This window comes from Geobacillus thermocatenulatus (assembly GCF_002217655.1).
Classification (GTDB): domain Bacteria; phylum Bacillota; class Bacilli; order Bacillales; family Anoxybacillaceae; genus Geobacillus; species Geobacillus thermocatenulatus.
In genome coordinates this window covers 1,755,644-1,781,865 of the sequence record NZ_NEWK01000002.1, presented here as the reverse complement: position 1 = coordinate 1,781,865, position 26,222 = coordinate 1,755,644, and the positions used below count along the sequence as shown (strand labels likewise).

At 52.0% G+C, this 26,222-nt stretch carries 28 protein-coding genes, 8 tRNA genes, 2 rRNA genes and 3 other annotated features (1 of these 41 cut by a window edge); all 38 genes read left to right on the top strand.

Going from position 1 to position 26,222, the window contains the following annotated elements:
• Positions 1 to 5 precede the first annotated feature (5 nt).
• Complete coding sequence (gene pabA, locus B9L19_RS18140; protein WP_025950925.1) at positions 6 to 581, top strand: aminodeoxychorismate/anthranilate synthase component II; 576 nt, start codon at positions 6 to 8, stop codon at positions 579 to 581.
• A 5-nt stretch (positions 582 to 586) separates the two neighbouring features.
• Positions 587 to 1,462: an aminodeoxychorismate lyase gene (pabC, locus tag B9L19_RS18135; protein WP_089114004.1), complete on the top strand. Its 876-nt coding sequence runs from the start codon at positions 587 to 589 to the stop codon at positions 1,460 to 1,462.
• Positions 1,462 to 2,313: a dihydropteroate synthase gene (gene folP, locus B9L19_RS18130; RefSeq protein ID WP_089114003.1), complete on the top strand. Its 852-nt coding sequence runs from the start codon at positions 1,462 to 1,464 to the stop codon at positions 2,311 to 2,313. Before pabC ends, folP begins: the two co-directional genes overlap by 1 nt.
• Before the next feature lie 16 nt (positions 2,314 to 2,329).
• Positions 2,330 to 2,665: a dihydroneopterin aldolase gene (gene folB, locus B9L19_RS18125; RefSeq protein WP_015373715.1), complete on the top strand. Its 336-nt coding sequence runs from the start codon at positions 2,330 to 2,332 to the stop codon at positions 2,663 to 2,665.
• A complete protein-coding gene (gene folK, locus B9L19_RS18120; protein ID WP_025950929.1) occupies positions 2,666 to 3,193 on the top strand; it encodes a 2-amino-4-hydroxy-6-hydroxymethyldihydropteridine diphosphokinase in 528 nt (175 codons plus the stop codon).
• Positions 3,145 to 3,366 (top strand): helix-turn-helix domain-containing protein, encoded by a 222-nt coding sequence (locus tag B9L19_RS18115; protein ID WP_011229587.1) that lies wholly within the window; start codon positions 3,145 to 3,147, stop codon positions 3,364 to 3,366. Before folK ends, B9L19_RS18115 begins: the two co-directional genes overlap by 49 nt.
• A gap of 16 nt (positions 3,367 to 3,382) precedes the next feature.
• A complete protein-coding gene (dusB, locus tag B9L19_RS18110) occupies positions 3,383 to 4,384 on the top strand; it encodes a tRNA dihydrouridine synthase DusB (protein ID WP_011229588.1) in 1,002 nt (333 codons plus the stop codon).
• A 90-nt stretch (positions 4,385 to 4,474) separates the two neighbouring features.
• The gene (gene lysS / locus B9L19_RS18105; protein ID WP_025950930.1) at positions 4,475 to 5,959 is read left to right on the top strand and encodes a lysine--tRNA ligase; all 1,485 of its coding nucleotides are present in this window, start codon (positions 4,475 to 4,477) and stop codon (positions 5,957 to 5,959) included.
• A gap of 217 nt (positions 5,960 to 6,176) precedes the next feature.
• Positions 6,177 to 6,293 (top strand): 5S ribosomal RNA (rrf, locus tag B9L19_RS18100).
• Between the two features lie 8 nt (positions 6,294 to 6,301).
• A tRNA-Val gene (locus tag B9L19_RS18095) sits at positions 6,302 to 6,377 on the top strand.
• 284 nt (positions 6,378 to 6,661) lie between these two features.
• Positions 6,662 to 6,737 (top strand) — tRNA-Lys (locus tag B9L19_RS18090).
• A 10-nt stretch (positions 6,738 to 6,747) separates the two neighbouring features.
• Positions 6,748 to 6,832, top strand: a tRNA-Leu gene (locus B9L19_RS18085).
• 11 nt (positions 6,833 to 6,843) lie between these two features.
• Positions 6,844 to 6,918, top strand: a tRNA-Gly gene (locus B9L19_RS18080).
• A 16-nt stretch (positions 6,919 to 6,934) separates the two neighbouring features.
• Positions 6,935 to 7,020: transfer RNA gene (locus tag B9L19_RS18075), tRNA-Leu, on the top strand.
• Positions 7,021 to 7,023: 3 nt separating this feature from the next.
• Positions 7,024 to 7,097, top strand: a tRNA-Arg gene (locus tag B9L19_RS18070).
• A gap of 4 nt (positions 7,098 to 7,101) precedes the next feature.
• Positions 7,102 to 7,175: transfer RNA gene (locus B9L19_RS18065), tRNA-Pro, on the top strand.
• Between the two features lie 12 nt (positions 7,176 to 7,187).
• A tRNA-Ala gene (locus tag B9L19_RS18060) sits at positions 7,188 to 7,260 on the top strand.
• 247 nt (positions 7,261 to 7,507) lie between these two features.
• Positions 7,508 to 7,607, top strand: a sequence feature (23S ribosomal RNA rRNA prediction is too short).
• Between the two features lie 366 nt (positions 7,608 to 7,973).
• Positions 7,974 to 8,090: ribosomal RNA gene (rrf, locus tag B9L19_RS18055) — 5S ribosomal RNA — on the top strand.
• 261 nt (positions 8,091 to 8,351) lie between these two features.
• Positions 8,352 to 8,813 (top strand): transcriptional regulator CtsR, encoded by a 462-nt coding sequence (gene ctsR / locus B9L19_RS18050; protein ID WP_025950548.1) that lies wholly within the window; start codon positions 8,352 to 8,354, stop codon positions 8,811 to 8,813.
• 15 nt (positions 8,814 to 8,828) lie between these two features.
• Positions 8,829 to 9,377 carry a protein-arginine kinase activator protein McsA gene (gene mcsA / locus B9L19_RS18045; protein WP_011229591.1) on the top strand — a complete coding sequence of 183 codons (549 nt, stop codon included), beginning with the start codon at positions 8,829 to 8,831 and terminating at the stop codon, positions 9,375 to 9,377.
• Between the two features lie 5 nt (positions 9,378 to 9,382).
• Complete coding sequence (mcsB, locus tag B9L19_RS18040; RefSeq protein ID WP_011229592.1) at positions 9,383 to 10,474, top strand: protein-arginine kinase McsB; 1,092 nt, start codon at positions 9,383 to 9,385, stop codon at positions 10,472 to 10,474.
• Positions 10,471 to 12,903, top strand: a complete 2,433-nt coding sequence (gene clpC, locus B9L19_RS18035) for an ATP-dependent protease ATP-binding subunit ClpC (RefSeq protein ID WP_047752429.1) — start codon at positions 10,471 to 10,473, stop codon at positions 12,901 to 12,903. Before mcsB ends, clpC begins: the two co-directional genes overlap by 4 nt.
• 76 nt (positions 12,904 to 12,979) lie before the next feature.
• Positions 12,980 to 14,353, top strand: a complete 1,374-nt coding sequence (gene radA / locus B9L19_RS18030) for a DNA repair protein RadA (protein ID WP_025950549.1) — start codon at positions 12,980 to 12,982, stop codon at positions 14,351 to 14,353.
• A 353-nt stretch (positions 14,354 to 14,706) separates the two neighbouring features.
• Positions 14,707 to 15,801 carry a PIN/TRAM domain-containing protein gene (locus B9L19_RS18025; protein ID WP_047752428.1) on the top strand — a complete coding sequence of 365 codons (1,095 nt, stop codon included), beginning with the start codon at positions 14,707 to 14,709 and terminating at the stop codon, positions 15,799 to 15,801.
• 21 nt (positions 15,802 to 15,822) lie between these two features.
• Positions 15,823 to 16,509, top strand: coding sequence for a 2-C-methyl-D-erythritol 4-phosphate cytidylyltransferase (gene ispD / locus B9L19_RS18020; RefSeq protein ID WP_025950551.1), 687 nt, complete (start codon positions 15,823 to 15,825; stop codon positions 16,507 to 16,509).
• Between the two features lie 14 nt (positions 16,510 to 16,523).
• Positions 16,524 to 17,000 carry a 2-C-methyl-D-erythritol 2,4-cyclodiphosphate synthase gene (ispF, locus tag B9L19_RS18015; RefSeq protein ID WP_025950552.1) on the top strand — a complete coding sequence of 159 codons (477 nt, stop codon included), beginning with the start codon at positions 16,524 to 16,526 and terminating at the stop codon, positions 16,998 to 17,000.
• Positions 17,001 to 17,201: 201 nt separating this feature from the next.
• The gene (gene gltX, locus B9L19_RS18010; RefSeq protein WP_025950553.1) at positions 17,202 to 18,674 is read left to right on the top strand and encodes a glutamate--tRNA ligase; all 1,473 of its coding nucleotides are present in this window, start codon (positions 17,202 to 17,204) and stop codon (positions 18,672 to 18,674) included.
• 72 nt (positions 18,675 to 18,746) lie between these two features.
• Positions 18,747 to 18,982 (top strand) — a binding site (T-box leader).
• Positions 18,980 to 19,717, top strand: a complete 738-nt coding sequence (gene cysE / locus B9L19_RS18005) for a serine O-acetyltransferase (RefSeq protein WP_020754402.1) — start codon at positions 18,980 to 18,982, stop codon at positions 19,715 to 19,717. It overlaps the preceding feature by 3 nt.
• The gene (gene cysS / locus B9L19_RS18000) at positions 19,695 to 21,095 is read left to right on the top strand and encodes a cysteine--tRNA ligase (protein WP_047752427.1); all 1,401 of its coding nucleotides are present in this window, start codon (positions 19,695 to 19,697) and stop codon (positions 21,093 to 21,095) included. Before cysE ends, cysS begins: the two co-directional genes overlap by 23 nt.
• Before the next feature lie 6 nt (positions 21,096 to 21,101).
• Positions 21,102 to 21,527, top strand: coding sequence for a Mini-ribonuclease 3 (locus B9L19_RS17995; protein ID WP_033024296.1), 426 nt, complete (start codon positions 21,102 to 21,104; stop codon positions 21,525 to 21,527).
• Positions 21,527 to 22,264 (top strand): 23S rRNA (guanosine(2251)-2'-O)-methyltransferase RlmB, encoded by a 738-nt coding sequence (rlmB, locus tag B9L19_RS17990; protein ID WP_047752426.1) that lies wholly within the window; start codon positions 21,527 to 21,529, stop codon positions 22,262 to 22,264. Before B9L19_RS17995 ends, rlmB begins: the two co-directional genes overlap by 1 nt.
• Positions 22,265 to 22,267: 3 nt before the next feature.
• Entirely contained in the window at positions 22,268 to 22,780 is a 513-nt protein-coding gene (locus B9L19_RS17985; protein ID WP_047752425.1) for an NYN domain-containing protein, read from the top strand.
• 36 nt (positions 22,781 to 22,816) lie between these two features.
• On the top strand, positions 22,817 to 23,500 hold the full coding sequence (gene sigH, locus B9L19_RS17980) for an RNA polymerase sporulation sigma factor SigH (protein WP_047752424.1): 684 nt from the start codon (positions 22,817 to 22,819) through the stop codon (positions 23,498 to 23,500).
• A 93-nt stretch (positions 23,501 to 23,593) separates the two neighbouring features.
• The gene (gene rpmG, locus B9L19_RS17975; protein WP_012820480.1) at positions 23,594 to 23,743 is read left to right on the top strand and encodes a 50S ribosomal protein L33; all 150 of its coding nucleotides are present in this window, start codon (positions 23,594 to 23,596) and stop codon (positions 23,741 to 23,743) included.
• A gap of 40 nt (positions 23,744 to 23,783) precedes the next feature.
• A complete protein-coding gene (secE, locus tag B9L19_RS17970) occupies positions 23,784 to 23,966 on the top strand; it encodes a preprotein translocase subunit SecE (protein WP_012820481.1) in 183 nt (60 codons plus the stop codon).
• A gap of 112 nt (positions 23,967 to 24,078) precedes the next feature.
• Entirely contained in the window at positions 24,079 to 24,612 is a 534-nt protein-coding gene (gene nusG / locus B9L19_RS17965; protein WP_012820482.1) for a transcription termination/antitermination protein NusG, read from the top strand.
• A gap of 235 nt (positions 24,613 to 24,847) precedes the next feature.
• Entirely contained in the window at positions 24,848 to 25,273 is a 426-nt protein-coding gene (rplK, locus tag B9L19_RS17960; RefSeq protein WP_011229608.1) for a 50S ribosomal protein L11, read from the top strand.
• A gap of 181 nt (positions 25,274 to 25,454) precedes the next feature.
• Positions 25,455 to 26,156, top strand: a complete 702-nt coding sequence (gene rplA / locus B9L19_RS17955) for a 50S ribosomal protein L1 (RefSeq protein WP_012820483.1) — start codon at positions 25,455 to 25,457, stop codon at positions 26,154 to 26,156.
• Positions 26,157 to 26,203: 47 nt separating this feature from the next.
• Positions 26,204 to 26,222, top strand: a sequence feature (ribosomal protein L10 leader region) (it continues 145 nt past the right edge of the window).

Sequence of the window (26,222 nt, the reverse complement as noted above, 5' to 3'; positions counted from 1 at the left end):
GAATGATGATCGTCATGATTGATAACTATGATTCATTTACGTACAATTTGGTGCAATATTTGGGTGTGTTGGGCGAAGAGTTGATCGTTAAGCGGAATGATGACATTACGATAGCGGAAATGGAACGGCTCCGCCCTGATTTTATTATGATTTCCCCCGGTCCGTGCACGCCGAATGAGGCAGGGGTCAGCCTGGAAGTCATCGATCGCTTTGCCGGCCAAATTCCGATTTTCGGCGTCTGCCTCGGGCATCAAGCCATCGCCCAGGCGTTCGGCGGCCGTGTTGTCCGCGCCCCGAGGCTGATGCACGGGAAAACATCGTCCATCTACCATGATGGAGAGACGATTTTCCGCGGCGTGCCGAACCCGTTTACGGCAATGCGCTACCATTCCCTTATCGTTGAGAAAGAGACGCTTCCGGACTGTTTCGTCGTATCGGCTTGGACGAAAGAGGATGAAGTGATGGCGATTCGCCATAAAACGCTGCCGGTGGAAGGCGTGCAGTTTCACCCGGAATCGATTATGACAAGCCATGGGATGCAGCTGTTGAAAAATTTTATCGACACATATAAAAAGGCGTGACAGTCATGTACGTGTATATCAACGGCGCGGTCGTTCCACGCGAAGAAGCGCGGTTATCAGCGTTTGATCACGGCTTTTTATATGGGCTCGGCTTATTTGAAACATTCCGCACGTATAGCGGCCACCCTTTTTTGCTTGACGATCATTTGGCCCGATTGAACAAAGGGCTGTCTGAGCTTCACATCGAAAGACAGTTCGGCCGCGCCGAAGCGGTGGCGATCATCGAGCAGTTGCTCGAGGCCAATGGCTTGCGCGACGCTTATGTGCGCTTCAATGTATCGGCCGGGGTCGGCGATCTCGGCTTGCCGATCGAACGTTACCGAAACCCGACCGTCATCGTCTATATGAAGCCGCTTCCGCCGCCCGTCCCTTCGGAAGGAAAAGAAGGGGTGGTGCTCGCGGCAAGGCGAAACAGCCCGGAAGGCAATGAGCGACTAAAGTCGCACCATTATTTAAACAATATGATCGGGAAATGGGAGCTCGGACATCGACCTCATGCGGAAGGAATTTTTTTGAATTCAGATGGTGCGGTAGCGGAGGGGATCGTTTCCAATATTTTTTGGGTGAAAGACGGCATCGTCTACACGCCAGCGCCGGCTGTCGGCATATTAAACGGCATCACAAGACAATTCATCATGGCTTTGCTCAAGCAGTTGCGCATCCCAGTTGAAGAAGGGGTATATCCGCTGTCCCATTTGTTGCAGGCTGATGAAGCATTTATCACCAACTCTGTGCAGGAAATTGTACCCCTTTGCCGCATTGGCCATTGCGTTTACCAAGGAAAAAATGGTTCGGTGGTCCAGGCCTTGCAGCACCATTACCGACGCTTGACCCATCGGTTATGGACGAGGAACGAATTGGCAGAAAGGATGAACGACTGATGACAACATCGATGCGCCCTCTTCGGCTTCAATGCCGCGGGCATGAGCTTGACTTAAACAAAAAAACGTTGATCATGGGCATTGTCAACGTCACGCCCGATTCGTTTTCCGACGGCGGCCGGTTTTACGACGTGGAAAACGCGGTCAAGCACGCGAAGCGGCTCGTGGCGGAAGGAGCGGACATCATCGATATCGGCGGTGAATCAACTCGTCCGGGGGCGGATCCAGTGCCGCTTGATGAAGAGTTGCGCCGCGTCATTCCGGCGGTAAAAGCGATTGCTAAGGCGGTGAGTGTACCGATCTCCATTGACACGTACAAAGCGGAAGTGGCGCGGCAAGCCATGGAAGCCGGGGCGCACATCATCAACGACGTTTGGGGAGCCAAGGCGGATCTTGATATGGCCCGCGTCGCCGCCGCGTATGGCGCGCCGATCATTTTAATGCACAACCGCCGCGATATGGCCTATCGCGATTTGATTTCCGACATGATCGCCGATTTGAAAGAAAGCATTCGCATTGTCAAAGAGGCGGGTGTGAAAGATGAGAACATTATTTTAGATCCAGGGATCGGCTTCGCCAAGACGGTCGAGCATAACTTGGAGGTGATGCGGCGCCTTGATGAATTTGCCGCTCTCGGCTATCCGCTTTTGCTTGGCACGTCGCGCAAACGATTTATCGGCCATGTGCTCGGCGTGCCTGTCGAGGAGCGGGTCGAAGGAACAGGAGCGACCGTTTGTCTCGGCATCATGAAAGGGGTGCACATCGTCCGAGTCCATGATGTATTGCCGATCGCCCGCATGGCCAAAATGATGGATGCTATGCTTGGGAAGGGAGAGAGCGGTCATCGATAAAATGTATGTGCAAGGCATGGAGTTTTACGGCTACCACGGGGTGTTTCGCGAAGAAAACATCCTCGGCCAGCGATTTTTGGTCGATGTGACGTTGGAGCTCGACTTGCAGCCCGCCGGGCGGAGCGATTGTCTTGAGTATACCGTCAACTACGCCGATGTGTACGAGCGCTGCCGGGCGATCGTTGAGGAGCGGACGTTCGCCTTGATCGAGGCGGTCGCTGAAGCGATCGCCGCCGACTTGCTCGCTGCCTTTCCTGTTGTCGAGCGCTGCATTGTCAAAGTGACGAAGCCGAATCCGCCGATTCGCGGCCATTATCAACATGTCGCAGTCGAAATTGATAGGGGTCGTTAAATGGAAAACATCGCATATCTCGCTTTAGGCTCCAATCTCGGAGATCGTGTTTTCTATTTGCGTTCTGCCATTGAAGCGCTTCATCATCATCAGGAAATTTTGATCACATCGAGCTCATCGATTTATGAAACCGATCCGGTCGGTTATGTCAACCAAGGCAAGTTTTTAAACATGGTGATCGAGGTGGCAACGACGTTGTCGCCGTTTGCCTTGCTTGACGTGACCCAGCAAATCGAACGACGTCTTGGAAGAAAAAGGGAAATTCGCTGGGGACCACGGACGTTAGACCTTGACATTTTGCTGTATAATCATGAAAATATTGAAACAGAGCAGCTGACGATCCCGCATCCGCGCATGGCGGAGCGGGCGTTCGTGCTCATCCCGTTGTTTGAAGTCAACTCCCACGTGGCAATACCGAACCTTTCTGAGCCGTTAATCGACATCATTGGCCGACTACCTGACAAAAAAGGAGTTCATGTATGGAAGCGGAAAGATGGGGAAGACGTATTCGCGCTTTTCGAAAGTTGAAAGGATATACGCAAGAAAGACTGGCGAAAGAACTAGGCATTTCCGTATCGATCCTTGGTGAAATTGAACGGGGAAACCGGATGCCGTCCGATTCGCTCGTTGGACAAATCGCCGAACGGCTGAATATATCGGTGGAAGAACTGGCGCCGCCGAAACTCGAATCGAACAAGTAGAAAGGAGGCATCTGCGATGTTTCGCATTGGCGATGTCGAAATTAAAAACCGCGTCGTGCTTGCTCCGATGGCAGGCGTATGCAACTCCGCGTTCCGCCTGACCGTCAAAGAATTCGGCGCCGGGCTTGTATGCGCCGAGATGGTAAGCGACAAAGGAATCGTATACAACAACGAAAAGACGTTAAACATGTTATATATTGATGAACGGGAAAAGCCGATCAGCTTGCAAATTTTCGGCGGCGAGAAAGAAACGCTCGTCAAAGCAGCGAAATTTGTTGATAAAAATACGAATGCAGATATCATCGACATCAACATGGGTTGCCCAGTGCCGAAAATTACGAATTGCGACGCTGGAGCGAAGTGGCTGCTTGACCCGAATAAAATCTATGATGTCGTTGCCGCGATCGTCGATGCCGTTGAAAAACCGGTCACGGTGAAAATGCGGATCGGTTGGGATGAAAAGCACATTTACGCCGTCGAAAACGCTCAAGCCGTTGAGCGCGCCGGCGGGAAGGCCGTCGCCGTCCACGGACGGACAAGGGTGCAAATGTATGAAGGAAAAGCGGACTGGAACATCATCAAGCAAGTGAAAGAAGCCGTCAACATCCCGGTTATCGGCAACGGAGATGTCAAAACGCCTCAAGATGCAAAGCGGATGCTTGAAGAAACAGGGGTCGACGGCGTCATGATCGGACGGGCGGCTCTTGGAAACCCTTGGATGATCTATCGCACTGTCCGTTATTTAGAAACTGGAGAGCTCATCCCGGAACCGACGCCGAGGGAAAAAATCGATGTCTGCCTGCTGCATTTAGACCGATTAATTGCCTTAAAAGGCGAGTATATCGCCGTCAAAGAAATGCGTAAACACGCTGCTTGGTATTTAAAAGGCATTCGCGGCGCAGCGAAAATCCGCAACGCCATCAATGAATGTGAAACGCGGGACGAACTGGCCGCACTGTTGCTTCGCGTGGCGGAGGAAGCGGAAGTCCAAGCAGCGGCGAACGCCGAAGCCGTTTAAACAACGGAGATGACGTTCATGCAGCGGAGGACTGCCAGCGAGCGCTGGCAGTATTTTTCGTAAAAAATCGCTAAATGGAGTGAATGAGGTATGAGTCATGAAGAATTGAACGACCAACTGCGCGTCCGCAGGGAAAAGCTGAAAAAAATTGAGGAATTGGGTGTCGACCCGTTTGGCAAACGGTTCGAGCGCACTCATAAAGCGCAAGAACTGTTCGAACTGTACGGCGATTTGTCGAAAGAGGAACTTGAAGAAAAGCAAATTGAAGTCGCCGTCGCCGGCCGCATCATGACAAAGCGCGGCAAAGGAAAAGCGGGGTTCGCCCATATCCAGGATGTCACCGGGCAGATTCAAATTTACGTCCGTCAAGACGATGTTGGCGAACAGCAGTACGAACTGTTTAAAATCTCTGACCTTGGCGATATCGTCGGCGTGCGCGGCACAATGTTTAAAACAAAAGTTGGTGAACTTTCCATCAAAGTGTCGTCGTACGAATTTTTGACGAAATCGCTGCGTCCGCTGCCGGAAAAATACCATGGTTTGAAAGACATAGAGCAACGCTATCGCCAGCGTTATCTCGATTTAATTATGAATCCGGAGAGCAAAAAGACGTTCATCACCCGCAGTTTCATCATCCAATCGATGCGGCGGTATCTCGACAGCCATGGCTATTTGGAAGTTGAAACGCCGATGATGCACGCCGTTGCTGGCGGCGCTGCGGCGCGCCCGTTCATTACGCATCATAACGCATTGGATATGACCCTTTATATGCGAATCGCCATCGAGCTCCATTTAAAACGGCTCATCGTCGGCGGTTTGGAAAAAGTGTATGAAATCGGCCGCGTTTTCCGGAACGAAGGCATTTCCACCCGCCATAATCCGGAGTTTACGATGCTCGAATTGTACGAGGCGTACGCCGATTTTCGCGACATCATGGAACTAACGGAAAACTTGATCGCCCACATTGCCACTGAAGTGCTTGGAACGACGAAAATTCAATACGGCGAGCATGTCGTCGACTTAACGCCCGAGTGGCGGCGCCTCCATATGGTCGATGCGATCAAGGAATATGTCGGCGTCGACTTCTGGCAGCAGATGAGCGACGAAGAGGCGCGGGAGCTGGCGAAAGAACATGGAGTGGAAGTTGCTCCACATATGACGTTTGGCCATATTGTCAACGAATTTTTTGAACAAAAAGTCGAGTCTCACCTCATTCAGCCGACGTTCATTTATGGCCATCCGGTTGAAATTTCACCGTTGGCCAAGAAAAATCCGGACGACCCGCGTTTTACCGACCGATTTGAACTATTTATCGTCGGGCGCGAACATGCAAACGCCTTTACCGAATTGAATGATCCGATCGATCAGCGCCAACGCTTTGAGGCGCAGCTGAAAGAGCGTGAACAAGGAAACGATGAAGCACATGAAATGGACGAAGACTTCCTTGAAGCGCTCGAGTACGGCATGCCGCCAACAGGCGGGCTTGGCATCGGCGTCGACCGTCTGGTCATGCTGCTGACGAACTCGCCGTCGATCCGCGACGTGTTGCTTTTCCCGCAAATGCGTCATAAATAAATTTGATCGCTCCCTGCAAAGACAAGCAGGGGGCTTTTCATTTATGTAAAAATAGTCGTCGTTGTTTTGTTGAAAAACAAACACAGGAAGTCAAGTTGACAAACCACTCCCAACGTGTTATATTATGATAGCACGTTGAAATGACAGCACTAATCAAAAACAAAGACCTATTGACAAATAAATAAATTTAATTATAATATAACTTGTCTGTTGATTGTCTAGTGATGATAGCGGAGGGGAAACACCCGTTCCCATCCCGAACACGGAAGTTAAGCCCTCCAGCGCCGATGGTAGTTGGGGCCAGCGCCCCTGCAAGAGTAGGTCGTCGCTAGGCAATCCTGTGGAGGATTAGCTCAGCTGGGAGAGCACTTGCCTTACAAGCAAGGGGTCGGCGGTTCGATCCCGTCATCCTCCACCATCACCTATTATGAGCCATTAGCTCAGTAACGAGCGCTGCATCTTCGAGTTCACTGCGAGTTGCCCCGACGCATCTCGCTTCCTTGAACAGACTGGCAGAGGAAGGGGCAGGTAGAGCTAGGTAGTACCTAGAGTGTATACCCAACCATGAGCCATTAGCTCAGTAGGTAGAGCAACGAGCTTTGCATCACCGAGTTTGCTTCGAGTTGTCCCGACGCATCCTGCATCTTCGAATATGCTAGTAGAGGAAGGGACATCGTTCACTGTGAGTGTATACCCAACCATGAGCCATTAGCTCAGTAGGTAGAGCATCTGACTTTTAATCAGAGGGTCGGAGGTTCGAGTCCTCCATGGCTCACCACAATTGATTTGCGGGTGTGGCGGAATTGGCAGACGCGCTAGATTCAGGGTCTAGTGCCCTTTACGGGCGTGGGGGTTCGAGTCCCTTCACCCGCATGTTGATTCGAGCGGAAGTAGTTCAGTGGTAGAACACCACCTTGCCAAGGTGGGGGTCGCGGGTTCGAGTCCCGTCTTCCGCTCCATTTATTTGCTCATTTAGCCGGGGTGGCGGAATTGGCAGACGCACAGGACTTAAAATCCTGGGGTAGGTCACTACCGTGCCGGTTCGAGTCCGGCCCTCGGCACTTGCGCTCGTAGCTCAATTGGATAGAGCATCTGACTACGGATCAGAAGGTTAGGGGTTCGAATCCTCTCGAGCGCGTTGGCGGGAAGTAGCTCAGTTTGGCAGAGCACATGGTTTGGGACCATGGGGTCGCAGGTTCAAATCCTGTCTTCCCGATAGCGGATATATGGGGCCTTAGCTCAGCTGGGAGAGCGCCTGCTTTGCACGCAGGAGGTCATCGGTTCGATCCCGATAGGCTCCATCGTCGTTCCTTGAAAACTGAACGAAACGAAGCGCGAAAGAAAAGCTGAGGTCGCTTGCCTATCGGCGAAACGCGCTGAGAGGCCCGCGAGCGGGCTTAGCCCGCCAAAGCGGGACACGAAGCGTCGCGAGCCGATAGCGGCCGAAGCTAGACAATCCGAAAAGCCAATCAACTTTCTTTTGGAGAGTTTGATCCTGGCTCAGGACGAACGCTGGCGGCGTGCCTAATACATGCAAGTCGAGCGGACCGCCGCGTTAGGCGGGTAAGATCCCTCGAAGATGACGAGGTCGATAGGTCCGAGGTGGAAGCGTGGCGACACGTGGAGCTGACGGATACTAATCGATCGAGGGCTTAACCTAGAAAAGTGGAAGCGCCGTGTTTAGCTCTCGAGGCCAAATGTTCTTCACCTCGAGGGGTGCTGGCACCCCGAGGGGGAAGGTGATTTGACCCCGAGCGGCGGCGAGCCGGAGCTGGACAGCAGAAAAGTGGAGGCCGCCCGCTGATCGGCGAAACGCGCTGGAGGCCTGCGAGCGGGCTTAGCCCGCCGCAGCAGGACCGAAGCGTCGCGAGCCGATGGCGGCCGGAACTAGACAGCGAAAAGCGGAAGCGCCGCGGCTTCTTCCAACGGTTATCTAGTTTTGAAGGAATGAATTTCCTTCTTGACATTGTTTGTTTTCCAAGTATAATAAATGATGTCAAAACTGAATCGTTTGCCTAGTGGCTATGGCGGAGGGGAAACACCCGTTCCCATCCCGAACACGGAAGTTAAGCCCTCCAGCGCCGATGGTAGTTGGGGCCAGCGCCCCTGCAAGAGTAGGTCGCTGCTAGGCAAAATGGAAAGCACGTCTTTTCTTCTAAGAAAAGGAAAGACGTGCTTTTTCATTTATTTGCTTGACGTTTTATTGTCCAAAAAAAACGGATATTCTATAGTTAGTTTTCCTTCTTTGGTCACTCTTGAAATTTTCCGTAATACATTGTATAGTAAGAGTAAGGTCAAATATAGTCAAAGTCAACAAATAGGCAGTGGGGTGTCCTTGTCAGCGGACGGCCCATCGCCAGGCAGCTTGGTTGTAAGGAAGGTGGTAGGTAGAGTGCCGAACATTTCCGACATCATTGAGCAATATTTAAAGCAAGTGCTCAATATGAGCGACCAAGATATCGTTGAAATTAAGCGAAGCGAAATCGCTAATAAGTTCCAATGTGTTCCGTCTCAGATCAACTATGTCATCAATACGAGGTTTACCCTTGAAAGAGGGTACATCGTCGAAAGCAAGCGCGGTGGCGGTGGGTATATCCGCATTATGAAAGTGAAGACAAAGAGTGAAGCGCAGCTTATTGACCAGCTGCTCGAGCTTATCGGCCACCGCATCAGCCAATCGAATGCCGAAGATGTGGTAAAACGTCTCGTTGAAGAAAAGGTAATTTCGGAGCGGGAAGCGAACATTATGTTAAGCGCTATGGATCGTTCTGTTTTATATATCGATTTGCCCGAGCGGGACGAACTGCGGGCCCGCATGTTAAAAGCGATGCTGACGTCGCTGAAATACAAATAGGGGGAGGGGGAGGCATTGATTTGCCAAGAATGCAAGCAGCGGCCGGCCACGATGCACTTTACAAAAATTGTAAATGGAGAGAAAACGGAGTTCCATCTTTGCGAGCAATGCGCCAGAGAGCATGGCCATATGTTTACGTTCTACGGCAATGATGATTTTTCACTCAACAACTTGTTGGCGGGGCTTCTTAACTTTCAAGCGCCGATGAAAGAGATGACGGCGAACGCGTTTCCGAACCCGGATGTACTTCAATGTGAGACGTGCCAAATGACATACCATCAATTCACACAAATCGGGCGGTTCGGCTGCGCTAACTGCTACCGGACGTTTGCACGCTACTTGCCGCCGATTTTGAAACGGCTCCATAGCGGCAATACCGCTCATTCAGGAAAAATTCCGAAGCGAAAAGGCGGCGTTCTCCATTTGCGCAAGCAACTTGCTATGTTGAAACAAAAGCTTCAGGAGCTCGTCGCTCGTGAGGAATTCGAGCGAGCGGCCGAGGTGCGCGACCAAATCCGCTCGTTGGAGGATGAACTGCGTCGACGCGGAGAGGGGGATATGTAAGCGGTATGTCGTTCGAGAAGTTTTTCAATACGGCGGTCAGCGCGTGGATGAGCCAAGAGGGGCCGGATTCGGACATCGTCTTAAGCAGTCGCATCCGACTGGCGCGCAACATCGTTGACTTTCGTTTTCCAACGCTGTTTAGCAGTGAAGAAGCGATGCAAATCGTCGCGTTGTTTGAACGGACGTTCGCTCATCGTTCTTACGGAGGGGCAGGCCGCTTCGAGTTGTTGAAAATGTCGGAGCTTCAACCGATTGAAAAACGGGTATTGGTAGAAAAACACTTAATTAGTCCGCATCTGGCTGAAGATTCGCCGTTTGGCGCTTGTCTGCTTTCGGAAAATGAAGAAATCAGCATCATGATCAACGAGGAGGATCATATCCGCATCCAATGCCTATTCCCGGGGTTGCAGCTTGCTGAGGCTCTCGAGGCGGCGAGCGAATTGGACGATTGGATTGAAGGGTATGTCAACTATGCCTTTGACGAGCGGCTTGGTTATTTAACGAGCTGCCCGACCAATGTCGGGACGGGATTACGGGCTTCGGTGATGATGCATCTTCCGGCGCTTGTGCTGACGCAGCAAATTAACCGTATTATTCCTGCCATCAACCAGCTTGGGCTTGTTGTCCGTGGAACATACGGTGAAGGGAGTGAAGCGTTGGGGAATATATTCCAAATTTCCAACCAGATCACGCTTGGGAAATCGGAGGAAGACATTGTTGCTGATTTGCATACGATCGTTCAGCAGCTGATCGCCCAAGAAAGAGCGGCTCGTCAGGCATTAGTGAAAACTTTGGGCATACAATTAGAAGACAAGGTGTTCCGTTCATACGGCATACTGGCCAACTGCCGCGTCATCGAATCAAAAGAAGCGGCGCAATGTCTGTCCGATGTTCGCTTAGGGATTGATCTAGGATATATCAAGAACATCTCGCGCAACATTTTAAATGAGCTGATGATTTTGACGCAGCCGGGATTTTTGCAGCAATATGCCGGCGGGGCGCTTCGCCCTGAAGAACGGGACGTCCGCCGCGCGGCGCTGATCCGGGAGCGTTTAAAGATGGAGGAACGAAGAAAGATGGAGGGTGATGAACGATGATGTTTGGCAGATTTACGGAACGGGCGCAAAAAGTGCTGGCGCTGGCGCAGGAAGAAGCCATTCGCCTTGGCCATAACAATATCGGCACAGAACATATTTTGCTTGGCCTCATTCGTGAGGGCGAGGGGATCGCGGCTAAGGCGCTCATGGCGCTTGGGCTCGGCCCAGATAAAATTCAAAAAGAAGTCGAATCGCTCATCGGCCGTGGCAGTGAAGTGTCGCATACGATCCACTATACACCGCGGGCGAAAAAAGTAATTGAGCTGTCGATGGATGAAGCGCGGAAGCTCGGCCATTCATACGTCGGCACAGAACATATTTTGCTTGGGTTGATCCGCGAAGGCGAAGGGGTGGCCGCCCGCGTGCTGAACAACTTGGGAGTAAGCTTGAACAAAGCGCGCCAGCAAGTGTTGCAGCTGCTCGGCAGCAATGAGTCGATGTCAGGCCATGGCGGCGGCGCGTCGCATGTGAGCACTCCGACGCTTGACAGCCTCGCCCGCGATTTGACAGCGATTGCCCGCGAAGGGCGGCTGGACCCGGTCATCGGCCGCAGTAAAGAAATTCAGCGCGTCATTGAAGTATTAAGCCGGCGGACGAAAAATAATCCGGTGTTGATCGGCGAGCCGGGCGTTGGGAAAACGGCCATTGCTGAAGGGTTAGCCCAACAAATCGTCAATAACGAAGTGCCGGAAACGCTGCGCGACAAGCGGGTCATGACGCTCGATATGGGGACGGTCGTCGCCGGAACGAAATACCGGGGGGAATTTGAAGACCGGCTGAAAAAAGTGATGGATGAAATTCGTCAAGCGGGCAACATCATCTTGTTCATCGATGAGCTGCATACATTAATTGGCGCCGGTGGGGCAGAAGGAGCGATCGACGCGTCGAACATTTTGAAACCGGCGTTGGCGCGCGGGGAGCTTCAATGCATCGGCGCGACAACGCTCGATGAATACCGGAAATATATTGAAAAAGACGCCGCGCTTGAACGCCGCTTTCAGCCGATTTACGTTGATGAACCGACAGTGGAAGAATCGATCCAAATTTTAAAAGGGTTGCGCGATCGGTATGAAGCGCATCACCGCGTTTCGATTTCCGACGAGGCGATCGTGCAAGCTGTCAAGTTGTCCGACCGCTACATTACCGACCGTTTCTTGCCGGATAAGGCGATCGATTTGATCGACGAGGCTTGCTCGAAAGTGCGCCTTCGTTCGTTCACCGCACCGCCGAAATTGAAAGAACTTGAACAAAAGCTCGAGGAAGTGCGGAAAGAAAAAGACGCGGCCGTGCAAAGCCAAGAATTTGAAAAAGCGGCGTCGCTGCGCGATATGGAACAGCGGCTGCGCGAAGAACTGGAGGAAACGAAACGTGCGTGGAAAGAAAAACAAGGCCAAGAAAATTTGGAAGTGACGGTCGAAGACATCGCCGCGGTCGTCTCGAGTTGGACCGGCATTCCGGTATCGAAGCTCGCTGAGACGGAAACGGAGCGGCTGCTCAAGCTGGAAGAAATTTTGCATTCGCGTGTCGTCGGCCAAGACGAGGCGGTCAAAGCGGTCGCCAAAGCGGTGCGCCGCGCCCGTGCTGGCCTGAAAGACCCGAAACGCCCGATCGGTTCGTTCATTTTCCTTGGTCCGACCGGCGTTGGGAAAACAGAGTTGGCTCGAGCCTTGGCAGAAGCGATGTTTGGCGATGAAGACGCCCTCATTCGCATCGATATGTCCGAGTATATGGAAAAACACTCGACATCGCGGCTCATCGGGTCGCCGCCGGGGTATGTCGGTTATGAAGAAGGCGGCCAGCTGACGGAAAAAGTGCGCCGCAAGCCGTATTCGGTTGTCTTGTTAGATGAGATGGAAAAAGCGCATCCGGACGTGTTCAATATTTTGCTGCAAGTGTTGGAAGATGGGCGGCTGACTGACTCGAAAGGGCGGACGGTCGACTTCCGCAACACGATCATCATCATGACGTCCAACGTCGGCGCCGATGCGCTGAAACGGAATAAGTACGTTGGCTTCAACATTCAAGATGGGAACCAGCAATACAAAGATATGAAAAGCAAAGTGATGGATGAGCTGAAAAAAGCATTCCGTCCAGAGTTTTTAAACCGGATCGACGAAATCATCGTCTTCCATTCGCTCGAAAAAGACCATCTGAAACAAATCGTCCGATTGATGGCCGATACGCTCGTGAAGCGGTTGAAAGAGCAAGACATTGATCTTGAGCTGACAGAGGTCGCCATTGAGAAAATCGCCGCCGAAGGGTTCGATCCAGAATACGGTGCCCGCCCGCTGCGCCGCGCCTTGCAAAAGCATGTTGAAGACCGTTTGTCCGAAGAATTGTTAAAAGGCACGATCGCCAAAGGGCAAAAAGTCGTTGTGGATGTCAAAGACGGGGAGTTTGTCGTATTGTCAAAACAGGCGGTCGTGTGAGGGAAGAAAAGGCATGCGGCAGCTTCCTGCCCATGCCTTTTTTCGTTGGAAAATGTTACAGAAAGGGTTAAGATCGATGGCGAAGAAGAAAACGAAGTTCGTTTGCCAAGAGTGTGGATATGAGTCGGCCAAATGGCTTGGACGCTGTCCGGGATGCCAAACATGGAATTCGTTTGTTGAGGAAATTGAGCAGGAGAAACCGACTGTGCGCGGCGCATTTCTTCATTCGGAGCGGGCGGGTTCGGCCAAACCGGTCCCGATTACAGCCGTGGAGGCGGTGCAAGAGCCGCGCATGAAAACGAACAGCGCGGAGCTCGATCGCGTGTTGGGCGGTGGAATCGTCAAAGGTTCGCTCGTTTTGATCGGCGGCGACCCTGGCATTGGCAAATCAACGTTGCTTTTGCAAACATCAGCGCAGCTGGCCGCCGATGGGCATCAAGTGCTGTATGTCTCCGGCGAGGAATCGGTCAAACAAGTAAAGTTGCGCGCTGGACGCCTTCGTGCGGAGTGCCATCAGCTGTACGTGTTGGCGGAAGCAGATTTGGAATACATTGTGGCAGCGGTTGAAACGGTTCAACCTGCTTGTGTCATCATTGATTCGATTCAGACGGTGTATCGCACCGATATTTCCTCTGCACCGGGCAGCGTCGCCCAAGTGCGCGAATGCACGGCCGAGCTGATGAAGCTGGCGAAAACAAAAGGCATTGCCATTTTTATCGTCGGTCATGTGACGAAGGAAGGGGCGATCGCCGGGCCGCGCCTGCTCGAACATATGGTGGACACCGTTCTCTATTTTGAAGGGGAGCGGCATCATACGTACCGCATTTTGCGAGCGGTGAAAAACCGTTTTGGCTCAACGAACGAAATCGGCATTTTTGAGATGCGCGACATTGGGCTGAAGGAAGTGGAAAACCCATCAGAAGTGTTTTTAGAAGAACGGTCGCGCGGAGCGGCTGGCTCGACGGTCGTGGCAGCGATGGAAGGGACGCGGCCGGTGCTCGTGGAAATCCAGGCGCTCGTCTCGCCGACGAGCTTCGGCAACCCGAGACGGATGGCGACCGGCCTTGACCATAACCGTGTGTCGCTTTTGATGGCCGTGCTCGAAAAGCGGGTTGGGCTGCTGTTGCAAAACCAAGATGCTTATTTGAAAGTGGCGGGCGGTGTGAAGCTTGATGAGCCGGCCATTGATTTGGCGGTCGCTGTCAGCATCGCCTCAAGTTTCCGCGATCGGCCGACGAATCCGGCGGATGTCATTATCGGCGAAGTCGGCTTAACTGGAGAGGTGCGCCGCGTCTCGCGCATCGAACAGCGCGTACAGGAGGCGGTAAAATTAGGCTTTTCCCGCATCATTGTGCCAAAAAACAATTTAGCCGGCTGGCAGCCGCCAAAAGGTGTGCAAGTGATCGGTGTTTCGCATGTGGCCGAGGCGCTTGAGCATACAATGTGTTAAACGCTCCCCCATCTGCGCGGCCCATTTCTTTGCGTCCAAAGGTATGAGTGAAAGTCCAATCGCCTCCTCGTTTTTTAAGCGCTCAAGCGGGGGCATAGACAACCGAAAAAATTGAACCCTTTTGCGTTGATGTACGTAAAAAATAAGTAGAGGCCCCTAAACAAATCCGATTTGCCCTGATGTACGTAAAAAATAATAAAAGCTCCTAAACTAACCCGACGTTTGGCAAATGTGTTCTACCCATTGTTACAAGCACATGTCGAATGTTCAAAAACGATGAAAAATTGCCTTCCAATTGGTTTCAAACATGGGAAACTGTTTATAATGTTAAATAGGGAGGTGAAGATGGGCTGATGGTCAAACGCATTGTGCAATTATTTTTCCTCGCCGTGGGTGGAACGTTAGGCGCCATGTTTTTTCCTGACTTGCTTAAGCTGATGAATGTGAGCGGCATGCCGCTTCTCCATAATTCTTATACGCTGGCGGTGCTAGGGGCAGTCGTTTTCTTTTTGTTGACGTTTTGGCTTGTTGATTATGTCGTTGACATGATTCGCTGGGTGGAGGAAACGCTCGTGAAGGCGCCGGCCGCCGACGTGCTGTTTGGCAGTCTCGGGCTGATTTTCGGTCTTATTATCGCGTTTTTCGTTGTCATGCCGTTGCAGTCGTTTCACATTCAAGTGTTGAATACGGTGTTGCCGATTTTTTTGACGGTGTTGCTTGGCTACTTAGGGTTTCGAGTCGGTTTAAAGAAACGGAATGAGTTGATGAACTTATTTTCCTTGTCCAACCGCATGGCGAAGAAAAAAGGTGGAGAAGCGGAAAACGAACCGTCAAAGGGCGGTGCTGTGAAAATTTTGGATACAAGCGTCATCATCGACGGGCGGATCGCAGACATTTGCCAAACTGGGTTTTTGGAAGGACCGCTTGTCATTCCGCGGTTTGTGCTCGAAGAATTGCAGCATATCGCTGATTCGTCCGATGTGCTGAAGCGGAACCGCGGCCGCCGCGGCTTGGATATTTTGAACCGCATCCAAAAAGAAATGGCGATGAAAGTGGAAATCCATGAAGCAGATTTCAGCGATGTCCAGGAAGTCGACAGCAAACTTGTCAAGCTGGCGAAGCAGCTGCAAGGCGTTGTGGTGACGAACGATTTCAATTTAAACAAAGTATGTGAGCTGCAAAACGTGCGTGTTTTGAATATCAACGATTTAGCGAATGCCGTCAAACCGGTCGTGCTGCCAGGCGAGGAGCTGAACGTACACGTCATTAAAGATGGGAAGGAGCATAACCAAGGCGTGGCCTATTTGGACGACGGGACGATGATCGTCGTCGAAGATGGCAAAGAATATATTGGCAAACGGGTTGACGTTTTAGTCACCAGCGTGTTACAAACATCTGCAGGGAGAATGATTTTTGCCAAATTGAAATTGCTGCAAAAAGTGTTGTAAAACGAATAGGGGAAACGGCCAATGAATTACGAAGCGATTGTCTTGGCGGCCGGGCGAGGAAAGCGGATGAACGCCGGCATGAACAAGCAATTCCTTGAGCTTGGCGGTGAGCCGCTCATCGTTCGGACGCTGAACGTGTTTGAGCGCGATGAGCGGTGCACCCGCATCGTGCTCGTCGTCAACCCAGCCGAGCGAAGCCGATTTGAGCAGCTGCTCGCCCGCTTTCGCATTCGAAAAGTCGCCGCGCTTACCGACGGCGGCGAGGAGCGGCAGCATAGCGTCTATAACGGATTGCAGGCGCTCGCGGGGGAGGAGATTGTTCTCATCCATGACGGCGCCCGCCCGTTTGTCCGCGTCCATCATTTGCACGAGCTCGTGAACGCCGCTGTTCAGTACGGGGCGGCGATCCCGGCAGTGCGGGTGAAAGATACGATCAAAAAAGCGAACGGTTTGTTTGTCGAACAGACGATTGATCGTTCCAGCTTGTGGGCGGTGCAGACGCCACAAGCTTTTCGTCTGTCTTTGATCATGGAAGCGCACGAAGCGGCGAAACAGGCTGGCTATCTCGGCACGGATGACGCCAGCCTTGTGGAGCGAATCGGCAAGCCGGTGAAGATCATTGAAGGGGATTATCGCAATATTAAGATGACGACGCCGGAGGACCTTTTGTTTGCTGAGGCGATTTTGGCAAGCCGGATGGCCGAATAGATGGGGGTGGAGAGATGTTTCGCATTGGACAAGGGTTTGACGTCCATCAGCTTGTTGAAGGGCGTCCGCTGATCATTGGCGGCGTCACCATTCCGTATGAAAAGGGGCTGCTCGGCCACTCAGATGCCGACGTGCTGCTTCATGCGGTGGCGGACGCATGCCTTGGGGCAATCGGCGCCGGCGATATCGGCCGGCATTTTCCGGACACAGATCCGCGCTTTAAAGATGCCGACTCGGCTGAGCTGTTGGCGCACGTATGGGCGCTTGCTCGTCAGGAAGGGTATAGGCTCGTGAACGCCGACTGCACGATCATCGCACAAAAGCCGAAGATGGCGCCGTATATTGAAGAAATGAGGACGGTGATCGCTCGGTTGCTGGAAGCCGAGCGATCGCAAGTCAATGTGAAGGCAACGACGACGGAGAAGCTTGGATTCACTGGGCGAGGGGAAGGCATTGCCGCCCAGGCGGTCGTCTTGCTGCAAAAAAGCTAATGGAGCGGACTTTGGCAACATCATTTGGGAAGACCTCGTTCCTTCATACATAAGCGCTTTGTTTGCCGTCCTGGCTAGGAGGTGTAAAGGGGGGCGTCGGCGGTGTGGAGCGGCTTAGGCGAGAGCTGTCTGTTTTGAACTTTGCCGCGATAAACGGTACAATAATAGCACAAGCTTTGATGGAAGTGGAGGGTTTGGATGATGGCAAAAGAGGTGCGCGTGCGCTATGCGCCGAGCCCAACCGGCCATTTGCATATCGGCGGGGCGCGGACCGCGCTGTTTAACTATTTGTTTGCCCGCCATCACGGTGGAAAAATGATCGTCCGCATCGAGGATACGGATATTGAACGGAACGTCGAAGGCGGCGAAAAGTCGCAGCTCGAAAACTTAAAATGGCTCGGCATTGATTATGATGAATCGATTGATCAAGATGGCGGCTACGGGCCGTACCGGCAAACGGAGCGGCTCGATATTTACCGAAAATATGTGAATGAATTGCTTGAGCAAGGGCATGCATACAAATGTTTTTGCACGCCGGAAGAGCTCGAGCGCGAGCGGGAGGCGCAGCGGGCGGCCGGCATCGCCGCTCCGCAGTACAGCGGCAAATGCCGCCATTTGACGCCGGAGCAGGTCGCGGAGCTTGAGGCGCAAGGGAAGCCGTATACGATCCGCCTGAAGGTGCCGGAAGGGAAAACGTACGAGTTTTACGATTTAGTGCGCGGCAAAGTGGTGTTTGAATCGAAAGATGTCGGCGGCGATTGGGTGATTGTCAAGGCGAATGGCATTCCGACATACAATTTCGCTGTTGTCATCGACGACCATTTAATGGAAATCAGCCATGTGTTTCGCGGTGAGGAACATTTGTCCAATACGCCGAAGCAGCTCATGGTATACGAGTACTTCGGCTGGGAGCCGCCGCAGTTCGCGCACTTGACGTTGATCGTCAACGAGCAGCGGAAAAAGCTGTCTAAGCGCGATGAATCAATCATTCAGTTCGTCTCGCAATACAAAGAACTTGGCTATTTGCCGGAAGCGATGTTCAACTTTTTCGCCCTCTTAGGCTGGTCGCCGGAAGGAGAGGAAGAAATTTTTACGAAAGACGAACTGATCCGCATGTTCGATGTCTCTCGGCTGTCAAAATCGCCGTCCATGTTTGATACGAAAAAGCTGACATGGATGAACAACCAATATATCAAAAAGCTTGATCTTGACCGGCTTGTCGAGCTGGCCTTGCCGCATTTAGTGAAAGCCGGGCGCCTGCCGGCGGATATGACGGACGAACAGCGGCAATGGGCGCGCGATTTAATTGCTTTGTATCAAGAGCAAATGAGCTACGGGGCGGAGATCGTTCCGCTGTCTGAGTTGTTCTTTAAAGAAGAAATCGACTACGAGGACGAGGCGCGTCAAGTGCTTGCTGAAGAGCAAGTGCCGTCTGTGCTTTCCACCTTCCTTGAGAGCGTGCGTGAGCTTGAGCCGTTTACGGCAGACGAGATTAAAGCGGCCATTAAAGCGGTGCAAAAGGCGACCGGGCAAAAAGGGAAAAAGTTGTTTATGCCGATCCGCGCGGCGGTGACGGGACAAACGCACGGACCGGAGCTGCCGTTTGCCATTCAGTTGCTCGGCAAAGAAAAAGTGATCGAGCGGCTGGAGCGGGTGTTGCAAGAAAAATTTTAATCGGCCTCTATGCACGTTTGCATGATGGATGTGGTATAATAATACAAAGTTTCGATGGAACAAGCGCATAAAGAAAAAGCGTTGACGAGGAGAAGTAGGAAGCATCGGCATCCCAGAGAGAGCCGCCTGGGCTGGAAGCGGCTTATGTTCGGTGCTGTCTGAAGTGCGCCTCGGAGTCTCCTTTCGAACCGGAACAGAGACGTTCTGCAGTAGAGGGGAGCGGAGCATCTCCGTTATCGGAATCGAGTGAGCGAAACGGAGCCCCGTTTCGCTAAACAGAGTGGAACCGCGCCAAAAGCGTCTCTGTGTCTTCGGCACAGGGACGCTTTTTTATTCAAGACAACTTAGAGGGATGGAGGGAGGACATGATGTTTAAAACGTTAAAAGAGGATATTGAGGTCATTTTTGAGCAAGACCCGGCGGCGAGAAGCTATTTGGAAGTCATTTTAACGTATTCCGGCCTGCATGCCATCTGGGCGCATCGGATTGCCCATGCGCTTTACAAGCGGAAATTTTACTTTCTTGCCCGCTTGATTTCGCAAATCAGCCGCTTTTTCACTGGCATTGAAATCCATCCGGGCGCGAAAATCGGCCGCCGCTTTTTCATCGACCACGGCATGGGCGTGGTGATCGGCGAAACGTGCGAAATCGGCGACAATGTCACCGTCTATCAAGGGGTCACATTAGGCGGGACAGGGAAAGAAAAAGGGAAGCGGCACCCGACGATCAAAGACAACTGTTTGATCGCTGCCGGCGCGAAAGTGCTCGGTTCGATTACGATCGGGGAAAACTCGAAAATCGGTGCCGGGTCGGTTGTGTTAAAAGATGTGCCGCCCAATTCGACCGTCGTTGGCATTCCGGGCCGCGTCGTTGTGCGCGACGGGGTGAAAGTGAAGAAAGATTTAAACCATACCGACCTTCCTGACCCGATCGCCGACCGGTTTCGGGAGCTTGAAGAGGAAATCGCCCGGCTGAAAAGCGAGCTTGAGGCATTGAAACAACAAGAAAGGAAGAACGAGTATGAGCAGCATCCGGCTTTATAATACGCTGACGCGAAAAAAAGAACCGTTTGAGCCGCTGGAGCCGAATAAAGTGAAAATGTATGTGTGCGGCCCGACCGTCTATAATTATATTCACATCGGCAATGCTCGGGCCGCCATCGTTTTTGACACGATCCGCCGCTATTTGGAGTTCCGCGGCTATGATGTGACGTATGTATCGAACTTTACCGACGTCGATGACAAGTTGATCAAAGCGGCCCGCGAGCTCGGGGAGAGCGTGCCGGCGATCGCTGAGCGGTTTATTGAGGCGTATTTTGAAGACATTCAGGCGCTTGGCTGCAAAAAAGCGGACATCCATCCGCGGGTGACCGAAAACATTGATACGATTATCGAATTCATTCAGGCGCTCATGGACAAAGGATATGCCTACGAAGTCGACGGCGACGTGTATTACCGGACGCGCAAGTTCCGCGAATACGGCAAGCTGTCTCATCAATCGATCGATGAGCTGCAAGCTGGGGCGCGCATCGAAATTGGGGAGAAAAAAGACGATCCACTTGATTTCGCCCTTTGGAAAGCAGCAAAGGAAGGAGAAATTTGTTGGGACAGTCCATGGGGGAAAGGGCGGCCTGGTTGGCATATCGAATGTTCGGCGATGGCGCGCAAATATTTGGGCGATACGATCGATATCCACGCCGGCGGCCAGGACTTGACATTCCCGCACCATGAAAACGAAATCGCCCAGTCGGAGGCGCTGACCGGCAAACCGTTTGCAAAATATTGGTTGCACAATGGGTATTTAAATATTAACAACGAAAAAATGTCGAAGTCGCTTGGCAATTTCGTGCTCGTTCACGATATCATCCGGGAGATCGACCCGCAAGTGCTGCGTTTTTTCATGCTGTCGGTGCATTACCGCCATCCGATCAACTACAGCGAGGAACTGCTTGAGAGTGCGCGGCGCGGACTCGAGCGCCTGAAGACGGCGTACAGCAATTTGCAGCATCGCCTGCAGGCAAGCACGAACTTAACGGACAATGACGAGGAATGGGTTTCGCGCATTGCCGATATCCGCGCCTCGTTCATCCGTGAAATGGACGACGATTTCAACACGGCGAACGGCATTGCCGTATTGTTTGAACTGGCGAAGCAGGCCAACTTGTACTTGCAGGAAAAAACGACATCCGAGAAGGTCATTCACGCGTTTTTGCGCGAGTTCGAACAGCTGGCGGACGTACTTGGACTCACCTTGAAGCAGGATGAGCTGCTTGATGAGGAAATCGAGGCGTTGATCCAAAAGCGAAATGAAGCGCGGAAAAATCGCGATTTTGCTCTGGCCGACCGCATTCGCGACGAGTTGAGAGCGAAAAACATTATTTTGGAAGACACGCCGCAAGGAACGAGATGGAAACGGGGATAGCACGCGATGATGGCGGAGTTTGAAACGGTCAACGATGTGAAGCAGTTAAATGGACTGGCGCTTGCCTATATTGGCGACGCCGTGTACGAGGTGTATGTGCGACGCCATTTGCTTGCTGGTGGCAGCGTGCGGCCGCATGAGCTGCATCGGCGGGCGGTCCGCTATGTGTCGGCGCGGGCGCAAGCGCAAGTGATTTTGGCGTTGCTTGACGAGGGCGTCCTGACCGAGGAGGAAAAGGACATCGTCCGCCGCGGCCGCAATGCCAAATCAGGCACAATCCCGAAAAATACGGATGTGCAAACATACCGGCATAGCACGGCCTTTGAGGCGCTCATCGGCTATCATTTTTTGATGAATAATGAAAAGCGGGTTGATGAGCTGATCGGCCGTTCGTTTGCCATTATTGAAAGGGAAGAAAGGGCGTTGGAATGATGGACTACATTATCGGCAAAAATCCGGTCATTGAAGCGCTCAAAGCCGGGCGCGACATCCATAAAATTTGGATCGCGGAAGGGGCGCAGCGCCATGCCGTCGAACCTGTGCTTGAATGGGCAAAGCGGCGGGGCGTGCTCGTCCAATATGTCCCGAAGCGCAAGCTTGATCAGATGGCTGAAGGAGCTCATCAAGGGGTGATCGCTCAGGCGGCGGCTTACCGCTACTATGAAATCGATGACTTGTTCGCTCGCGCCGCTGAGCGGGGCGAGGCGCCGTTTTTTCTCATCTTGGACGAGCTTGAGGATCCGCATAATTTAGGGGCCATCATGCGCACCGCTGATGCGGTCGGGGCGCACGGCCTCATTATTCCGAAGCGGCGTTCGGTCGGGCTGACCCAAACGGTGGCGAAGGCGTCGACCGGGGCGATTGAGCACGTTCCGGTCGCGCGTGTGACAAACTTGGCGCGGACGATTGACGAGCTGAAAGAGCGCGGAGTGTGGGTAGCCGGAACGGATGCGTCGGCTCAAGACGACTACCGCTCGCTCGATGGCACGATGCCGTTGGCGCTCGTCATCGGGAGCGAAGGAAAAGGGATCAGCCGCCTAGTGCTTGAAAAGTGCGATTTCTTGTTCCGGTTGCCGATGCGCGGCCATGTCACCTCACTCAATGCCTCTGTCGCCGCCAGCCTGCTCATGTACGAGGTGTACCGGAAGCGGTATCCGTTGGGAGAGTAGCGAATGAACATTTTGATTGTCGACGGCTATAACATCATCGGAGCGTGGCCGGAGCTGCGCCGGTTGAAAGAAGAGGGCGATCTGGCAGCGGCAAGGGATTTATTGATTGAAAAAATGGCTGACTACAAAGGATTCACCGGGGACCATGTCGTGATCGTATTCGATGCCCACCTCGTGCAAGGAAACGAGAAAAAGTATAAACATTACGACGTCGATGTCATTTTTACAAAGGAACATGAGACGGCCGATGAGCGAATTGAACGGTTGACGAAAACATTGATGAATGCGCGCACAAAAGTGTATGTCGCTACCTCCGACTACACTGAACAATGGACGGTGTTCGGCCAAGGCGCCCTGCGCAAGTCGGCGCGCGAGCTATTGGATGAAGTCGAGACGGTTGAGCGGGACATTTCCCAAAAAGTAAAAGCGATGCGGCAGCGCACTCCGACCTCCAAAGTTCCGCTAAATGATAGAATTGCTGAAATTTTTGAAAAATGGCGAAGAGGAGAAAAATGAGCGGTTGACGCTGTAAAAATTTGTCCTGTATAATACATGTTAGCGATTGATGCGGTCGGGGGGATCAGCGTGGGGGAATGCTTGAAAGCAATGAAAGGGAAAGATTATCATCATCTGGACGATGAGCAGCTTGTTGCGCTCGTTCACGAAGGGGATGGGGAAGCACTTGATTTTTTAATCCATAAATATCAAAACTTTGTGCGCGCCAAAGCTCGCTCCTATTTTTTAGTCGGAGCTGATCGTGAAGATATCGTGCAGGAAGGAATGATCGGTCTGTATAAGGCCGTCCGTGATTTTAAGGGGGACAAGCTTTCCTCATTTAAAGCGTTTGCAGAACTTTGCATCACAAGGCAAATGATTACCGCGATTAAAACGGCGACCCGCCAAAAGCATATTCCGCTCAACTCTTACGTTTCCTTGGATAAGCCGATTTATGACGATGAATCTGACCGGACGCTGATGGATGTGTTGTCCGGCACGCAGGTGACCGACCCGGAACAGTTGATTGTCAACCGCGAGGAAGTCGACGATATTGAACTAAAGATGGCGGAACTGCTCAGCGACCTCGAGCGGAAAGTGCTCGCTTTGTATTTGGATGGACGCTCATACCAAGAAATTTCCGAAGAGCTGAACCGCCATGTCAAGTCGATCGACAACGCGTTGCAGCGCGTCAAGCGGAAGCTCGAGAAATATTTGGAATACCGCGAGGTCAGTTTGTAGGCATCGCGCCGCCGAATCAAAAGACGTCATTGACAGCGAAACAGCCAATATGATAAATTTTTATGGACATCTCGCAGGAACGGTGGAATGCTGATGCGCCAAAAAGTGACGCTGGCTTGCGCGCAGTGCGGAAGCCGAAACTATACGGCAGCAAAACAAATACGTCGCCTTGGTGAGCGCCTTATGGCCAACAAGTTTTGCTCAACATGCAACAAACATACGATCCATCGTGAAACGAAATAGACGGTGGAGATAGTTTTGAACGATGATGGAGGTACGAGTGATGCAGCGAGTAATCAACTTTTTAAAAGAAGTCGTACGCGAGCTGAAAAAAGTGAGTTGGCCAAACCGGAAGGAGTTGGTGAACTACACGGCGGTCGTGTTGGCCACGGTGGCGTTTTTCACCGTCTTTTTTGCCGTTGTGGACCTGGGCATTTCTGAGTTGATTCGCCTCGTGTTTGAATAAGCGGATGAAGGATATGTTATAATGAAAGATAATCGTGCGCGTATGGAACCCGGCAACGGGTTTTTGTTTTGCGCAAAAAACAAAACGAAAACCGCCTTGGGGAGGCTTGTTGATGGAGAAAAACTGGTATGTTGTCCATACATATTCGGGATATGAAAACAAAGTGAAAGCCAATTTGGAAAAACGCGTCGAATCGATGGGAATGCAAGATAAAATTTTTCGCGTCGTCGTTCCGGAAGAGACGGAAACGGATGTCAAAAACGGAAAACGGAAAACGACGAAAAAGAAAGTGTTCCCTGGCTATGTGCTCGTTGAGATGGTCATGACGGATGACTCATGGTATGTCGTGCGCAACACGCCGGGCGTCACGGGATTTGTCGGCTCAAGCGGAGCTGGTTCGAAACCGACGCCGCTTATGGAGGAAGAAGTAAAAATGATCTTGAAGCGGATGGGCATGCCGCTTGCCGAGGTTGACGTGGACTATGAGGTAAATGAAACGGTGCGGATCAAAGAAGGTCCGTTTGCGAACTTTACAGGGAAAATTGAAGCGATTGACCCGGATAAACATAAAGTGAAGCTGCTTGTCGATATGTTTGGGCGCGAAACACGGGTGGAGCTTGAGTTTTCGCAAATAGAAAAAATCTAATGGATAAAGAACTTGCAATTGATAGGGAAAAGTGATACTATTTTAAAGTCAGTATGTCTCTTAAACGGAGGCATATGGCGGTGAACTTATACACTTTTGTATAAGGGAGCCGTTTTGTTTTACGCTGATCCTCTCAACTGAACGGGAGATAGGAAAACGGCTCAGTAGACCGGAGCCGGATGAGTGGGAGGGGCAATCCCTAATACCACATCACGGACTTAAGGAGGTGTGTCTCGTGGCGAAAAAAGTCATCAAGGTCGTCAAACTGCAAATTCCTGCAGGGAAAGCGAATCCGGCGCCGCCAGTAGGTCCTGCGTTGGGTCAAGCCGGTGTCAATATTATGGCGTTTTGCAAAGAGTTTAATGCCCGCACGGCGGACCAAGCAGGGTTGATCATTCCGGTTGAAATTACGGTTTTTGAAGACCGTTCATTTACATTCATCACGAAAACGCCGCCAGCCGCTGTATTGCTGAAAAAAGCGGCAGGCATTGAATCGGGCTCCGGCGAACCGAACCGCAACAAAGTGGCGACAATTAAACGCGACAAAGTACGTGAGATCGCTGAGCTGAAAATGCCGGATTTGAATGCGGCGAGCATTGAGGCGGCCATGCGCATGATCGAAGGCACGGCCCGCAGCATGGGCATCGTGATTGAAGACTAAAGCCGTGCGTCGTTTGTGAAGGGGGTTGCGTCATTCGGCAACCTCTTTCTCCATGAATAAAAACAGCAAGACAGGCCTGATGAATGGGCATCCGGCCGCTTCTTCGCTTTCGAAAGAAGCGAAGAATGTTCCATGTGGGAGGTTTTTTCCGCTAAAACCACAATCGAGGAGGATTTTTCACATGCCGAAAAGAGGAAAGAAGTACTTAGAAGCATTGAAGCTCGTTGACCGCTCCAAAGCATACCCGATTGCTGAAGCAATCGAGCTCGTGAAAAAAACGAACATCGCGAAATTTGATGCCACGGTGGAAGTGGCGTTCCGCTTGGGTGTTGACCCGAAAAAAGCGGACCAACAAATTCGCGGCGCTGTCGTCCTGCCGCACGGCACAGGGAAAGTGGCGCGCGTGTTGGTGTTCGCGAAAGGGGAAAAAGCGAAAGAAGCAGAAGCAGCTGGCGCTGACTATGTCGGCGATACAGAATATATCAACAAAATCCAGCAAGGTTGGTTTGACTTTGATGTCGTTGTGGCTACGCCGGACATGATGGGTGAAGTCGGGAAACTCGGCCGCATTTTAGGGCCGAAAGGGTTAATGCCAAACCCGAAAACCGGAACCGTCACGTTTGACGTAGCAAAAGCGGTGCAAGAAATCAAGGCTGGTAAAGTGGAATACCGGGTCGACAAAGCGGGCAACATCCACGTTCCGATCGGCAAAGTATCGTTTGACAACGAGAAATTGGCTGAAAACTTCGCGGCCGTCTATGAAGCCATTTTGAAAGCTAAACCGGCGGCGGCAAAAGGGACGTACGTGAAAAACGTCACGATTACATCGACAATGGGCCCTGGCATCAAGGTTGACCCGTCCACGGTTGCGGTTGCACAATAACCGTTGACTTTTGTTTGTCCGTTTGTTAAAATGCCATTTGGCTGAACAAATGAATATCATTTGTAC